Raw genomic sequence first — 13,685 nt, 5'->3', positions numbered from 1 at the left:
ATTAAATTCCCAAATAAGCTTCCCGGATTTTAGGGTCGGCAATCAGCTCTTCGGCAGAACCCTGCATTGTGATGTTACCGGTTTCCATCACATAACCCCGATCAGCAATTTTCAAGGCACCATAGGCATTTTGTTCCACCAGCAGAATGGTGACGCCTAAAGTTTTCAAATTGCTGACTACATCAAAAATCTGCTGAACAATGATTGGTGCAAGCCCCATGGATGGTTCATCAAGCAGCAAACAAGCCGGACGCCCCATCAAAGCGCGCGCCATGGCAAGCATTTGCTGCTGACCGCCGGAAAGACCACCGGCTGGCAGATTGCGCTTTTCTTTCAGGATCGGGAACATGGCAAAAGCATCGGCCATATCTTTTTCCACCTGATCATCGCGGAAGAGAAAAGCGCCGAGACGCAGGTTTTCTTCTACCGAAAGATTGGTGAAAATCTGCCGGCCTTCGGGGGATTGTGTAAGCCCGCGCGAAGGGCGGCGGAACGCTGCCAGATTGGTGATTGTCTCGCCGCGAAAGTTGATTGAACCTTCAGAAACAGGCTGCAAGCCTGAAAGACAGCGCAATAATGTGGTTTTACCCGCACCATTGGCACCCACAACGGTAACAATCTCGCCGGAATCGACGGTGAGATTGATGCCGTGTAAAACTTCAATGCGCCCGTAACGTGAGCGTAAGCCCTCAACTGTCAGCATGGGCGGTCTCCTCGTTGAAATCTGCGCCGAGATAAGCGGCAATCACTGCCGGATTACGGCTGACCTCGGCTGGCAAGCCTTCGGTAAGCTTTTGGCCGTGATCGAGAACGACGATATGATTGGAAATGCGCATGACCATTTTCATGTCATGTTCCACCAGCAAAATCGCGACACCGGACGCAGCCACATCGGCGATCAGCTGGTCGATTTCATCGGTTTCCACGGCATTACAACCAGCAGCAGGCTCATCAAGCAGCAGCACTGCCGGATTGAGTGCCAATGCGCGGGCAATTTCAAGACGCTTCAACGAACCATAGGAAAGGCTGCCAGCTTCGCGTTCTGCTGCGCGTTCAAGCCCTACTTTTTTCAGCAGTTCCATTGCACCTTCACGCGCTTTGGATGCTCTACGACGCGAGGATGGAAGGCTGAGAAGGTCAGCCAGCACCGAGCCGCGTTCACTTAAGTGAAAGCCTGCAATGGCGTTTTCAATCACGGTCATATTCTGAAAAATTTGCAGGTTCTGGAAGGTGCGTGACATACCCCGGCGTGCCAGCAAATCCGGACGCATACCGGTAATATCTTCACCTTTAAGCAACACACGGCCTTGTGATGGCTGATAAACACCGGAAATCATATTGAACAGCGTGGTTTTGCCAGCACCATTTGGCCCGATAACGGATGTGATTTCGCCTTGTTTAACCTGAAAGCTGACATTGTCGACCGCTTTCAGGCCACCGAAACTGATGCCGATATTTTCAACTGAGAGCAGGGTCATTCGCCGGTTCCCTTGAATTTACGGACGATGGACGGCAGCAAACCTTCACGCAGGAAGATCATCACCAGCATCATCACAAGACCTAAAATCAGCTGTTCATATTCGGCAAAAACGGTGAGGATTTGCGGCAGGATTGTTAAAATCGCTGCACCCAAAATCGCACCGAGCACAGAAGCTGCACCACCAAGAACAGCCATGGTCACCATTTCAATCGAATGCATGAAACCGGCAATATCAGGCGTGATAAACTTGTTTTGCAGAGCAATCAGCGAACCTGCAACGGAGGCAAATACGGCTGAAATAACAAAGGCCAGCAACTTGTAGCGTGCCACATCAATACCGACAGTGCGGGCAGCAATTTCTGAGCCGTGCAGCGCGCGTAATGAGCGCCCCATCGGGCTGTTATAAAGATTAAGCACAATCCATGCGCCGATCAGCAGCACAAAACCGCAGAAATAATACCAGAATTCACCATTCGACAGGTTGATGCCGATATTTTTCAAGCCTGCGCGCAAGCCCAGCTCCGGTACCGACATACCGTCAGGGCCGCCGGTAAGGTCGCGCTCATTGCTTAAAACCATTGAGATCAAAATGCCGAAACCAAGGGTGGCAACGCCTAGATAATAGCCTTTGAGGCGCAAAATCGGACGGCCAACCAGATAGGCCATAATCGCAGAAATAGCTGCGCCCAGGAAAACGGCAGCACCGGGGTGAATGCCTAAATGCACCGGTGCAAGTGCGCAGGCATAACCGCCAATACCGGCAAAGCCTGCATGTCCGAGGCTGATTTGCCCTGCATAACCGGTGAGAATGACAATACCCATCACTGCAAGGCTATTGACGAAAACCATAGCGCCGATGCGGAAATAAAAACCGGACGGAAAGAAGAAAGGTGCGATTGCAATCAGTGCGAAAAGCACCAAAAGAGTGGCGTTTTTGCGTGAAATGAATGACATCAGACACGCTCCGTGGTTTTCTTGCCGAAGAGACCTTGCGGCATCAGGAACAGCACCAGAAGAATAACGATAAAGGCAGCGGCTTCTTTATAGGTCGATGAAATATAACCAGCCGTCATTGCTTCAATGAGACCGATCAGAAAACCGCCAGCCAGTGCGCCTTTCGGATTGCCCATGCCGCCAAGCATAGCACCGGCAAAACCTTTGAGCGCAAAACCAATGCCGACATTATAAGCAACAAGGGTGATTGGCGTTGCAAGTACACCAGCCAGTGCGCCAATACCTGCTGACAATGCAAAAGACAGGGTCATGATGAAAGTGGTATTGATGCCGACCAATTGCGCGGCTTGACGGTTATTAGATGTGGCAAGCACTGCGCGCCCCAACAGGGTGCGGGTGAAGAAAAGCCACAGGCCGATAAACACCACCAAAGCGCCGCCGATAACCCACAAGCTCTGGGTTTGAATGGTAGCACCTAAGAAATTGAGCGGCTTGTCGCCGGAAAAAGCAGGGAAACTATGGATCTGCTTATCAAAGATGATCTGTGCCGCGCCTTGAATGAAGACGGAGGCACCGATCGTGATAATAATCAGCGAAACAACAGGCGCACCACGCGCCGGTTCGATTGCGAATTTATTGATCGCAACGCCGAGTGCCGCTGTCAGAACAATGGCAATCAGAGCCGCCAGCGGCAGGGGAAGACCCGCTGCATAAGCTGCCCAAGTGATCATACCGCCCAGCATGACAAATTCGCCCTGAGCAAAATTGACCACATCGGATGCGTTATAAATGATCGTGAAACCAAGGGCGATCAGTGCGTAAACAGCACCGACAGTTACCCCTGAAGAGAGAAATTGCATAAACTCTGACATGAGCTCTCCGCGTGTGAATGGAGAAATAACAGGCCGGATGACATGATCCCGCCTGTACCGGAACTAACGGCGCAGGCGGGATGCAGGTGTCATTATTATTCGGCTACAGTCCAACCGCCGTCTTTGATCTGGAGCATACGGAATGCTGTCAGATCAAGGCCGAGATGGTCTTCAGGTGAGAAAGTGTAGATACCTGTTGCACCGGCCAAACCGCTGGTTTTTTCAATGGCGTCACGGATTTCCTTAGGCTCAGCAGAACCTGCACGGGTAATCGCATCGGTCACGATCAAAAGAGCGTCATGGGCATAGCCGCCGAATGTATCAACCGGCATTTTATAACGCTCTTCAAACTTTGCCTTATACGCAGTGACGAGCGGCTGCTGCGGATCACTCGCATCAAGCTGATCAGCAATCAGAAGGGCAGTGCCCGGCAGACGCAGGCCTTCAGCGGCTTGCTCACCGGCCAGTTTGATGAAGCCGGAAGATGCAACGCCATGCGATTGATACATTGGCAGTTCGATGCCGAGCTGATGATAGTTGCGGGTTACAATTGAAGGCCCCTGACCAAAGCCCGGATTGAGCACAGCCTGGACGCCCGGCGCATTGCGGATTTTGGTCAGCTGAGCGGTCATGTCCGCATCTTTTGGATCATAGGTTTCGTCGATGACGATGTCGATTTTATAGTCCGGTGCAACGTTTTTGCACTGGGCTTCCATGGAAGCGCCGAAACCGTCAGTACCGGAAATCATACCGATTTTGGTGAAACCGCGCTTGACCATATCTTCATAGATTTTCTGGCAAGCCATACGATCGGTATGCGGGGTTTTGAAAGTGTAAGGACGCACTGGCTGAATGATTTCAATTGCACCGGCAAGCGCGATGAAAGGAATTTCAGCATCTTCAGCCACGGACAGGATCGACATGGATGTGCCGGTGGTGGTGCCGCCGATAATGGCAACCACTTCGTCATCTTCGATCAGACGGGTGGCGAAAGTGCGTGCTTTGTTGGCATCGCCGCCATCATCATACATGATGAGTTTGATCTGTTCGCCGTTGATGCCGCCTTTTTCATTCAGCTCTGCAACCAGCATTTCTAGTGTTTTAAATTCTGGATCGCCGAGGAATGCTGCCGGGCCTGTGGCCGAAACAGATGCGCCGATGCGGATTTCGGCATGGGCTGCACCTGCCATAGCAAGAGCAATAACGGCGGCCGGAACAGTTGTTTTCAGAAAGTTAATCAAGGTGATACTCCTCCCAGAGTGTTTGTTATTCTGTAACCGGCCGGCGCCACATGGCGTGGTGAAAACGGCTGGCAACAAATGCTGTATCGGTCAGGCAGGCATTTCCCGCAGGATTGGCACCGGTTACGTGAAAATCACTGAAGGCTGCTGACTGGTTGACGAAAATATTGCCTGTCAGATTGACCGACAGATTGACGCCAGCGCGCGCAAAGGCGATTGCCGCCCGTTGAATGCGTGGCTCATTGGTGTCGTAAAGGGCGGCTGTGATGGCGCCTTTTTTACGCGCAAGTCCGGATGCGGTCTGGATGGCTACATCGCCATCTTTGGCCGGAATAATGAACATGATCGGCCCGAACCATTCATGCGTGGTGGCTTCATCACCGGCTTCAATGGCGATGAGCAAAGGTGTGGCGCTGTTTTTATAATCAAGCGGCGCAGAATCACGAATGATGCGGCCAAGCGAACGGGCTTTTTCCACGCGGCTCAATGTGGCCGGATTGGCAATGGCACCGCAAATGGCGGCAGCGCGTGCCGGATCCGCGACAAGACGGTCAATCGCATCGGCTAAACCTTTGGCGACATCGTCAAAGCTTTTATGGCCTTCGTCAGTTTCAATGCCGCCTTCAGGAATATAAATATTCTGCGGTGCGGTGCACATCTGGCCGGAATAAAGCGAGAGTGCAAAAGCCAGATTATCGGCCATGGCCAGGAAATTATCAGTGCCTGCGATGGTGATCGTGTTGATACCGGCTTCTTCGGTGAAAAGCTTAGCCTGAACAGCATTGCCACGCAGCCAGTCACCAAAGGTATTTGAACCGGTATAATCAATCAGCTTGATATCGCTGTGCGTTGCCAGCTTGTCGGCAATCGGTGCATCGACAAGATCAACGGCCAAAAGAACAGCATCAGCAGCCAGGCCTGCCTCAATAAACACTTCGCGCAATGTTTTAACCGCAAGTGCCAGCGGCAGCACAGCTGATGGATGCGGCTTGATGATTACCGGATTGCCGGTGGCAAGGCTTGCAAAAATACCCGGGAATGAATTCCACGTCGGAAATGTATTACAACCGATAGCAAGTGAGAGACCGGAGGGAATCAGTGTCCAGTGTTTTTCAAGACGTAAAGGTGCCTGTTTGCCTTGTGGCTTTTCCCAGATAGCCTGTGCCGGAAAGCGCTGCATTTCTGCCCAGGCAGCTGCAACAGCTTCTAAGGCACGGTCTTGTGCATGCGGGCCACCGGCCTGAAAGGCCATCGGAAATGCCTGTCCGGTGGTGTTCATCACCGCATTGCCCATCAGGAAGCTTTGTGCGTTTAAACGTGCTAAAGTTTCAAGCAGCGCACCAATGCGGATTTTGACATCAGAAGCGGCAAAGGCGTCGGCAATCTTATTGGCTGCATCGATTAATACCTGCGGTTCTGCGGCCGGATAAGTGATTCCCAGTGCGTCGCCATAAGGAGATATTTCGGTGCCGATACGGGCCGTTTCCGGGTGGTCAGCAATATCGAAAGGCTTATTGAGAAGTGCCTGATAGCTTGCTAATCCGTCGTCACGGGCAGTTTCGCCATAGATCTTGCCTGACGGGACTTCCGGATATGGTGTCCAGAACTCACGGGCTAACAGTGCCGCACCAGCAGCATTGAGTGTCGGTAAATGGCGATCCCAAAACATCGTGAAAACGTTCCTCCTCGTTCTTCATATTATTATTGACCGGCCGGTCAGTTTATGCAACAAAAAAAAGAGGGCTCCACAAATATCATGGAGCAGGGAGTTGAAATATGTCGGATACGGTTCTTGTAGAGCTGGCTGATGGCGTTCTGTCTTTGACGTTGAATCGCCCTGAAAAGCTGAACTCATTTAACGAAGAAATGCACATGGCGCTGCGCGCCGGCATCCAGCGCGCGCATGATGATGTGACTGTTCGTGCAGTGCTGATTACAGGTTCGGGACGTGGTTTTTGCGCCGGACAGGATTTAGGCGATCGCGATCCACGTAAAGGAACGCCAGCGCCGGATTTGGGCAATACGCTCGAAACTTTTTACAATCCGACATTGCGTTTGATCCGTGCTTTGAACAAGCCGGTTATCTGCGCTGTCAATGGTGTGGCAGCCGGTGCAGGCGCGAATATTGCCATTGCTTGTGATATTGTTTTTGCCGCAAAATCTGCCCGTTTTATTCAAGCCTTTTCCAAAATCGGGCTTATTCCCGACGCTGGCGGCACATTTAACCTCACCCGTATTTTGGGTGAGCCGCGCGCCAAGGCATTGACCATGTTAGCTGAGCCATTATCGGCAGAAGATGCAGCTTCTTGGGGGCTGATCTGGAAGGCTGTTGATGATGAAACATTGCTTGATGAAGCATTGGCGACAGCTCGCAAGCTTGCCAAGGGAGCAACCTTCGGCCTTGGTTTGACCAAGCAGCTTATTCAGGCGTCTGCGACCAATTCTTTGGATCAGCAGTTGGATCTGGAACGGGATGCCCAGCAAAAAGCGGGTAAAAGCGCTGACTATGCTGAAGGTGTTACGGCGTTTTTGGAAAAACGTGCCGCGGAGTTTAAGGGCAAATGAAAAAAGTTGCAGATATGACCCCGCAGAAACTGGCCGAAGCCTCCGCACAAGCCATGTGGGCAGGTGATAAAGCCAGCCAGAATTTGGGCATGGAGCTTATCAATGTGGCACCGGGCGCAGCGAGTGTTGCGATGACACTCACTGAAACCATGTCGAACGGACATGGTAATTGTCACGGTGGCTTTATTTTTACACTTGCCGACAGCGCTTTCGCGTTTGCATGCAACAGCTATAATCAGCTGGTTGTAGCGCAAAGCTGTTCGGTCAGTTTTATTAATCCGGGAAAAATCGGGGATCGGTTAACAGCCGTTGCGCGTGAAGTCTCCCGACGCGGCCGCTCAGGCATCTATGATATTCGGGTTTCCAATCAGGATGGTGAGCATATTGCAGAATTTCGCGGTTTGTCGCGCAGCGTTAAAGGAACGCATGTGCCTGAGTGAATGTCTTTGACCTGACACTCATCTGATACCGCATCAAGTTATTACCCTAGGGAGGTTATTATGACAGCGATGGCACCGGATCCCAAGATCCTTGACCCTATTGAAACTGCATCACGCGATGAAATCGAAGCGTTGCAGTTCCATCGCATGAAGCGTTCATTGAAGCATTGCTATGAAAATTCCCCGTTCTACCGCAAGCGTTTTATCGAAGCTGATGTGCATCCCGAAGAGTTGAAAACACTCTCCGACATTTCCAAATTTCCGTTTACCTATAAGCAGGATCTGCGCGACACTTATCCGTTCGGCATGTTTGCTGTGCCACAAAACAAGGTTGTGCGTATTCACGGTTCATCCGGCACAACCGGCAAACCGACAGTTGTCGGTTATTCGCAGTCCGACATTGATAACTGGGCGAACTTGATTGCCCGTTCCATCCGTGCCGGTGGCGGTCGTTCCGGCGATATGCTGCATAATGCTTATGGTTATGGCTTGTTTACCGGTGGTATCGGCGCGCATTACGGTGCGGAGCGTTTAGGCTGTACGGTTATTCCGATGTCCGGCGGTCAGACCGAGCGTCAGGTAACCCTGATCAATGACTTCCGCCCGCGCATCATCATGGTGACACCGAGCTACATGCTCTCCATTCTCGATGAATTCCGTCGTCAGGGTCTTGATCCGCGTAAGAGCTCGTTGGAAATCGGTATTTTCGGTGCAGAACCATGGACAAATTCCATGCGTGAAGAAATCGAAGATGCATTCAACATGCATGCGGTCGACATTTATGGCCTTTCCGAAGTGATGGGACCGGGTGTTGCGATGGAATGTGTGGAAACCAAAGATGGTTTGCATGTTTGGGAAGATCATTTCTATCCGGAAATTATCGATCCGGTGACCGGTGAAGTGCTGCCTGATGGTCAGGTCGGTGAATTGGTGTTCACGACACTTACCAAAGAAGCGCTGCCGATGGTTCGTTATCGCACCCGCGATTTGACCCGCATCTTGCCAGGCACTGCCCGTTCGATGCGCCGCATTGAAAAAATCACCGGCCGTAGCGATGATATGATCATCCTGCGCGGGGTGAACGTGTTCCCGACCCAGATCGAAGAACAGGTTCTTAAATGCTCTGGTCTTGCACCGCATTTCCAAATCCAGCTGACCCGTACAGGTCGTATGGATTGCATGACTGTTCATGTGGAATGCACAACCGATATGACAGATGAGAATGCACGTGCTAAATCAGCTCGTGAATTGTCACATCATATTAAAAGCGTTGTTGGTGTTTCGGCACAAGTGGTCGTTAAAGATCCGAATTCAATGGTGCGCTCTGAAGGCAAAGCAAAGCGCGTTGTGGACGACCGCCCTGTTGAATAATGACCCCGATAATTTGGCCAAGTCAACTTGGCTAATTTGATATGAAAAGTTAATAATCACATCAGGGGGCAGTTTTAGCCCCCTTATCTTTTGCTGATGAAGCACGATACTATAAGAATAAGGGGGGCAATATGTCTCGTACCAGAGCCACAGATTTTGAAGAAAAACAACGTGGTTTACTGATGAGCGCCGCGGAGGTTTTTGCAGAAGTGGGGATGGAAAAAGCATCCATGTCTCTGATTGCAAAACATGCCAGTGTATCCAAGTCTTTGCTTTATCATTATTATCCAAGCAAAGAAGAATTGATTTTTGCCATCATCTCCACCCATCTGGAAGACCTTGTTGCAGCGATTGAAGAGGCCGATGATGAGAGTTTGCCACCGCAAAAACGTCTGCGCCAATTGGTTGGCACTGTGCTTGAATGCTATAAGGGAGCGGATAACGCCCATAAAGTGCAGCTGAATGCAGCATGGGCTTTGCCGGATGATAAACGCCAGCAGATTTATACGATCGAGCGCGGTATTGTTAAGCGGTTTTCGAGAGTTTTGCGCGAGATTAACCCTGATCTGGACAATGCAGAGCGCCCGCTGCTTACCCCCGTTACCATGTCACTTTTTGGTATGATCAACTGGGTTTATATGTGGTTCAAAGACGGCGGCAAGATCACGCGTGAAGATTATGCCGATGTGGCGACAACGCTGATTTTGGAAGGCATCAAATCCGTCCGTTAATTTTTTTTATCTGGCTGAATGATAAAAGCGGAGCGCTTGTGGGAGGCGCTCCGCTTTTTTGTTGTTATGCAGGTGTTGCGGCCAGCGGCCAGGTTTTGGCAACCATGGTGAGAACATCATATTGCGCAACAACGTCATCACGCTGGTTGGTGACGCGGCAATCCCAGCGCACTTCGCCGTGCTGGCTGTTCATGCGTGGATTGATTTGCTTACAGGTGAGGCGCACCTGCAAAGTATCACCGAAATAAACCGGCACGAGGAAACGCAGATTATCCACGCCGTAATTGGCAAGAACCGGCCCTGCATCAGGATGGACGAAAAGCCCGGCCGCAAAGCTTGCAATCAGATAGCCGTGTGCTACGCGCTCATCAAAGAACGGATTGGCTTTGGCGGCTTCACTATCCATATGCGCATAGAAAGTATCACCGGTGAAATGAGCAAAATGCTCGACATCTTCCAAAGTGATGGTGCGCTTTTCAGTAACCAGTTGATCGCCGATTTTAAGCTCTGCCAATGATTTACGGAACGGATGTTCGCCCTGATAGCTTGGCGCGCCTTCAATCCAGCGTCCGGTGACAGCTGAAAGCAGGGTCGGAGAGCCCTGAATAGCGGTGCGTTGCATGAAATGTTTGACGCCACGAATGCCGCCCATTTCTTCGCCGCCGCCTGCACGACCCGGGCCGCCATGAATAAGACCGGCAAGCGGTGAACCATGGCCGGTGGATGATTTGGCAGTATCACGATTGCCAATCATCACACGGCCATGCCACGCAGCGACACCGAGAACGGCTTTCTCGGCAGTCTTGGGATCATTGGTGAAAACGGATGAAACGAGCGAGCCTTTGCCTTTGCGTGCAAGCGCGATGGCTTCATCAAGATCATCATAAGCCATAACAGTTGAAACAGGGCCAAAGGCTTCCACATCGTGGATGGCTTCTGCTTCAAACGGCTTGTCAGCATAAAGCAGAACCGGATTGAGGAAGGCGCCTTTTTCTGGATCACCTGAAGTAACATTGACCTGATCCGGATTGCCCGCAACGATGCTGGCACCTTTTTGCAGCTCAATAATGCGTTCACGCACCTCCACACGCTGATCAAGGCTTGCAAGCGCGCCCATGCGGGTGGTTTCTGCGCCTGGCAAGCCAACGGCGGTTTTGCTCAGACGGTCACGCAGCGCATCAATCAATGCATCAATTTGCGCACGCGGTGCGATAACGCGGCGAATGGCGGTGCATTTCTGCCCTGCCTTCGAGGTCATTTCGCGCGCGACTTCCTTGACGAAAAGATCAAATTCCGGTGTGCCGGGAACTGCATCTTCTCCCAAAATCGAGGCGTTCAGGCTGTCGGCTTCCATGGTGAAACGGGTGGAATTTGCAACAATTGCCGGATGGTTTTTCAGCATACGGCCAACTTTTGCCGAACCTGTGAACGTTACCGCATCCTGCTCGGTCACATGGTCAAGCATATTGCCGACCGAACCACAGATCAGCTGCAAAGCACCTTCCGGCAGAATACCGCTTTCGATAATGCGGCGTATCATCAGCTCGGTCAGATAGGCGGTCTGGCTGGCTGGTTTAACAATGCAAGGCACACCGGCAATGAGCGTTGGTGCGATTTTTTCCAACATGCCCCAGATCGGGAAGTTGTAAGCATTGATGTGGACGGCCACGCCTTGAAGCGGGGTGAGAATATGCTGGCCTAAAAAGCTGCCATCGCGTGAAAGCGGCTCAATATCGCCTTCGGTAAGCACGCGGGTGTTTGGCAGTTCACGGCGACCCTTTGATGAGAAGGTCAGCATCGTGCCGATACCGCCTTCAATATCGACCCAGGCGTCCGGTCGGGTGGCACCGGTATGCAGGCTTTCGGTGTAGAACTCTTCCTTTTGCGTCATCAGCAGCTGGCCAAGTTCTTTGAGCAGCTGAGCGCGTTCGTGGAAGGTCATTGCTTGCAGTTTTGGTGCTGCAACTTTGCGGCCATAATCCAAAACATCAGCAAAATTAATGCCGGTTGAATCGATCTGTGCAACCGGTGCGCCTGTTGCGGCATCGAGAAGTGTCTGACCTTCTTTGGTGCCTGCGACCCAGCTGCCATAGACATAACTTTCAAGGCGGCGAGGCTGAACAGCCGTATTGCTCATTCCATTTCCTTCCAAATTCTTCATGGGGGCAGGGCGCTGTGAAAGCGCCCTTATCAAAGACCGAGCGCTGCCAGCGTCTTGCTGCATTCAGCGTTCCACTGCGCCAGCAATTCTTTATTGGAGCTGTGGCGCAGGCCAAAACGGGCTAAAATTTCAAAGCGGCTGGAGTTTGGTGCACCAAAACCGGCTTCAACGCGAGGAAGCCAGTAAGCAACTGAAGTTTTAGCCTCAGCGCGACCTTCTTCCGTAGCGACAATTTCGGTCAAACCTTCAAGACCAAGCTGCATATGGCGGGTTTCACGCGGGGCAATTTCGCGGAAAACTTCAGCCAGCGGAGCATAAGAAATGCGGGTAAGCTCGGTCATTAAAACACTGGTTGATAAGCCTTGCAGCACATTCATTACCACCGCATCAGTCCAGTTGATGATCGGGTAATGAAAAACCGAAACGCGCATATCGCCTTCTTTGCGCACCTGACCTAAATCGCTGTCGCGTTCGACACGCGCTGCCCAGTCATATTGGGATTGGTAGCGGCGTTTGTCTGTGCCGAAATCGCCCATAATGTTTAGCACACGTTCAGCGTGATCGGCTTTTTCAAGCGTGATGCGGCTGGCTGCGATGCGTTCTTTAATGGCAGGGGCAAAGTTGATGGAGGAGGCAAAACCGGCAGAAGCTGCCAATTCGCTGTCGATGAAGCTCGACATGATACGCATCAGCTCGCCGCGATAACGCGCTGGCACATTGTTTGGTGCGGTTAAAACACCGCCTTTTGCCAGATAGTCTTCAATATTCATCAGATCAGTCATGGCATGTTCCTTTATTCGTCGTAAGAGACGACAACGCGGTCGCTTAGCACGGAAGCCTGACAAGAAAGCACATAGCCTGCACGCACTTCGTAATCTTCGAGCGCATGGTTGACGGCCATCTCTACTTCACCTTCGAGCACTTTACAGCGGCAGGTGGAACAGACACCGGCTTTACAGGAGTAAGGCGCATCGAGATTATTGGCGAGCGCCGCATCCAGAATAGTGTCGCCATTACGCTGCATTTCAAAATTGCGCGTGGTGCCGTCAAGGGTGAGGGTTGCCTGCACACCGGCACTGCTTGTAACCGCTTGTTTGGAAACGGTACGCTGTTTGGCGCGCCCCTGCTGGCTGGAGGCAAACAGTTCGAATTTGATCTGCTCGTCTTTGAGGCCATGATCGCGCAGGCTTGCCGCAACGCTTAACATCATTGGCTCTGGGCCACAGATAAAGACAGTGTCGATGCTGTTCGGATCAATCCATGCGCGGAAGAGATCTTTCATTTTCGCTTCATCAATACGACCGGTGAACAGGTCGATTTCCTGCCCTTCCTGACGCAGAATATGGATGACGGAAAAACGGCCGAGATAGGTGTTTTTCAGGTCTTCCAGCACTTCGCGGAACATGATTGAGCTGATCTGGCGATTGGCATAAACCAATGTGAAGCGGGATTGTGGTTCGCGCGCCAGGGTGGTTTTGATGATCGAAAGCAAAGGCGTGATGCCGGAACCGGCAGCAAAGCCTAAATATTGCTTGGACTGGTTAGGCTCAAGCGGCGCGAAGAAACGTCCCATTGGCGGCATGGCTTCAATTTCGTCGCCGGTTTTGAGATTTTCATTCGCCCATGTGCTGAATGCACCGCCATCCACGCGCTTGATGCCGACCTGTAAAACACCGTCATCAAGACCGGCGCAGATGGAATAGCTGCGGCGCAGTTCTTCACCGTCAAAAGCGCGGCGGAAGGTCAGATACTGACCTTGGGTAAAGTTGAAATGTTCACGATCTTCATCACGCGGTGCGAGTGTCAGGACGACAGCATCACGCGTATCGCGTTGAATATCAGTGACCTTAAGGGTGTGAAAGCGTGCCAT

Annotated in this window: 13 protein-coding genes; 4 read left to right on the top strand and 9 right to left on the bottom strand. The window is 51.7% G+C overall.

Annotated elements, in window-relative coordinates:
* Position 1 precedes the first annotated feature (1 nt).
* From ABDZ76_RS09895 to paaN, 6 genes are all read right to left on the bottom strand, one after another.
* Positions 2–703 carry an ABC transporter ATP-binding protein gene (locus tag ABDZ76_RS09895; protein WP_184223005.1) on the bottom strand — a complete coding sequence of 234 codons (702 nt, stop codon included), beginning with the start codon at positions 701–703 and terminating at the stop codon, positions 2–4.
* On the bottom strand, positions 690–1,478 hold the full coding sequence (locus tag ABDZ76_RS09890; protein ID WP_343804920.1) for an ABC transporter ATP-binding protein: 789 nt from the start codon (positions 1,476–1,478) through the stop codon (positions 690–692). Before ABDZ76_RS09890 ends, ABDZ76_RS09895 begins: the two co-directional genes overlap by 14 nt.
* Positions 1,475–2,434 carry a branched-chain amino acid ABC transporter permease gene (locus ABDZ76_RS09885; protein WP_343804918.1) on the bottom strand — a complete coding sequence of 320 codons (960 nt, stop codon included), beginning with the start codon at positions 2,432–2,434 and terminating at the stop codon, positions 1,475–1,477. The genes ABDZ76_RS09890 and ABDZ76_RS09885 overlap by 4 nt, the downstream gene beginning before the upstream one ends.
* Positions 2,434–3,306 (bottom strand): branched-chain amino acid ABC transporter permease, encoded by an 873-nt coding sequence (locus ABDZ76_RS09880; protein WP_343804916.1) that lies wholly within the window; start codon positions 3,304–3,306, stop codon positions 2,434–2,436. The genes ABDZ76_RS09885 and ABDZ76_RS09880 overlap by 1 nt, the downstream gene beginning before the upstream one ends.
* A 95-nt stretch (positions 3,307–3,401) precedes the next feature.
* Positions 3,402–4,496, bottom strand: a complete 1,095-nt coding sequence (locus ABDZ76_RS09875) for an ABC transporter substrate-binding protein (protein ID WP_343805570.1) — start codon at positions 4,494–4,496, stop codon at positions 3,402–3,404.
* 76 nt (positions 4,497–4,572) lie between these two features.
* Positions 4,573–6,216 carry a phenylacetic acid degradation protein PaaN gene (gene paaN / locus ABDZ76_RS09870; protein ID WP_343804914.1) on the bottom strand — a complete coding sequence of 548 codons (1,644 nt, stop codon included), beginning with the start codon at positions 6,214–6,216 and terminating at the stop codon, positions 4,573–4,575.
* Positions 6,217–6,323: 107 nt separating this feature from the next.
* Between paaN and paaG the strand changes: the two genes are divergently transcribed.
* The 4 genes from paaG to ABDZ76_RS09850 all read left to right on the top strand — a co-directional run bounded on the left by paaG (position 6,324) and on the right by ABDZ76_RS09850 (position 9,654).
* The gene (gene paaG, locus ABDZ76_RS09865; RefSeq protein ID WP_343804911.1) at positions 6,324–7,112 is read left to right on the top strand and encodes a 2-(1,2-epoxy-1,2-dihydrophenyl)acetyl-CoA isomerase PaaG; all 789 of its coding nucleotides are present in this window, start codon (positions 6,324–6,326) and stop codon (positions 7,110–7,112) included.
* Entirely contained in the window at positions 7,109–7,552 is a 444-nt protein-coding gene (paaI, locus tag ABDZ76_RS09860; protein ID WP_343804908.1) for a hydroxyphenylacetyl-CoA thioesterase PaaI, read from the top strand. Before paaG ends, paaI begins: the two co-directional genes overlap by 4 nt.
* A gap of 60 nt (positions 7,553–7,612) precedes the next feature.
* Positions 7,613–8,923, top strand: coding sequence for a phenylacetate--CoA ligase PaaK (gene paaK, locus ABDZ76_RS09855; protein ID WP_343804906.1), 1,311 nt, complete (start codon positions 7,613–7,615; stop codon positions 8,921–8,923).
* Between the two features lie 131 nt (positions 8,924–9,054).
* Positions 9,055–9,654 (top strand): TetR/AcrR family transcriptional regulator, encoded by a 600-nt coding sequence (locus ABDZ76_RS09850; protein ID WP_343804903.1) that lies wholly within the window; start codon positions 9,055–9,057, stop codon positions 9,652–9,654.
* A 64-nt stretch (positions 9,655–9,718) separates the two neighbouring features.
* Here ABDZ76_RS09850 and paaZ read toward each other — a convergent pair whose 3' ends face one another.
* From paaZ to paaE, 3 genes are read right to left on the bottom strand one after another with little or no spacing between them, the layout of a single operon-like run.
* The gene (gene paaZ / locus ABDZ76_RS09845; protein ID WP_343804901.1) at positions 9,719–11,791 is read right to left on the bottom strand and encodes a phenylacetic acid degradation bifunctional protein PaaZ; all 2,073 of its coding nucleotides are present in this window, start codon (positions 11,789–11,791) and stop codon (positions 9,719–9,721) included.
* Positions 11,792–11,844: 53 nt separating this feature from the next.
* A complete protein-coding gene (locus ABDZ76_RS09840; RefSeq protein ID WP_343804899.1) occupies positions 11,845–12,597 on the bottom strand; it encodes a Phenylacetic acid catabolic protein in 753 nt (250 codons plus the stop codon).
* A gap of 11 nt (positions 12,598–12,608) precedes the next feature.
* A complete protein-coding gene (paaE, locus tag ABDZ76_RS09835; protein WP_343804897.1) occupies positions 12,609–13,685 on the bottom strand; it encodes a 1,2-phenylacetyl-CoA epoxidase subunit PaaE in 1,077 nt (358 codons plus the stop codon).

The organism is Paenochrobactrum glaciei (assembly GCF_039522165.1).
In the GTDB taxonomy this organism is placed as follows: Bacteria; Pseudomonadota; Alphaproteobacteria; order Rhizobiales; family Rhizobiaceae; genus Paenochrobactrum; species Paenochrobactrum glaciei.
The sequence above is the reverse complement of the archived record's forward strand: the minus strand, read 5'-3'. Positions and strand labels throughout refer to the sequence as shown.

Excerpts from the sequence above, each read along its gene's own strand:
- paaG (WP_343804911.1), top strand. The coding sequence starts at position 6,324 with ATGTCGGATACGGTTCTTGTAGAGCTGGCTGATGGCGTTCTGTCTTTG.
- ABDZ76_RS09890 (WP_343804920.1), bottom strand. The coding sequence starts at position 1,478 with ATGACCCTGCTCTCAGTTGAAAATATCGGCATCAGTTTCGGTGGCCTG.
- ABDZ76_RS09895 (WP_184223005.1), bottom strand. The coding sequence starts at position 703 with ATGCTGACAGTTGAGGGCTTACGCTCACGTTACGGGCGCATTGAAGTT.
- ABDZ76_RS09885 (WP_343804918.1), bottom strand. The coding sequence starts at position 2,434 with ATGTCATTCATTTCACGCAAAAACGCCACTCTTTTGGTGCTTTTCGCA.
- paaE (WP_343804897.1), bottom strand. The coding sequence starts at position 13,685 with ATGGCACGCTTTCACACCCTTAAGGTCACTGATATTCAACGCGATACG.
- paaI (WP_343804908.1), top strand. The coding sequence starts at position 7,109 with ATGAAAAAAGTTGCAGATATGACCCCGCAGAAACTGGCCGAAGCCTCC.
- ABDZ76_RS09880 (WP_343804916.1), bottom strand. The coding sequence starts at position 3,306 with ATGTCAGAGTTTATGCAATTTCTCTCTTCAGGGGTAACTGTCGGTGCT.
- ABDZ76_RS09850 (WP_343804903.1), top strand. The coding sequence starts at position 9,055 with ATGTCTCGTACCAGAGCCACAGATTTTGAAGAAAAACAACGTGGTTTA.
- paaZ (WP_343804901.1), bottom strand. The coding sequence starts at position 11,791 with ATGAGCAATACGGCTGTTCAGCCTCGCCGCCTTGAAAGTTATGTCTAT.
- paaK (WP_343804906.1), top strand. The coding sequence starts at position 7,613 with ATGACAGCGATGGCACCGGATCCCAAGATCCTTGACCCTATTGAAACT.
- ABDZ76_RS09875 (WP_343805570.1), bottom strand. The coding sequence starts at position 4,496 with ATGGCAGGTGCAGCCCATGCCGAAATCCGCATCGGCGCATCTGTTTCG.
- ABDZ76_RS09840 (WP_343804899.1), bottom strand. The coding sequence starts at position 12,597 with ATGACTGATCTGATGAATATTGAAGACTATCTGGCAAAAGGCGGTGTT.
- paaN (WP_343804914.1), bottom strand. The coding sequence starts at position 6,216 with ATGTTTTGGGATCGCCATTTACCGACACTCAATGCTGCTGGTGCGGCA.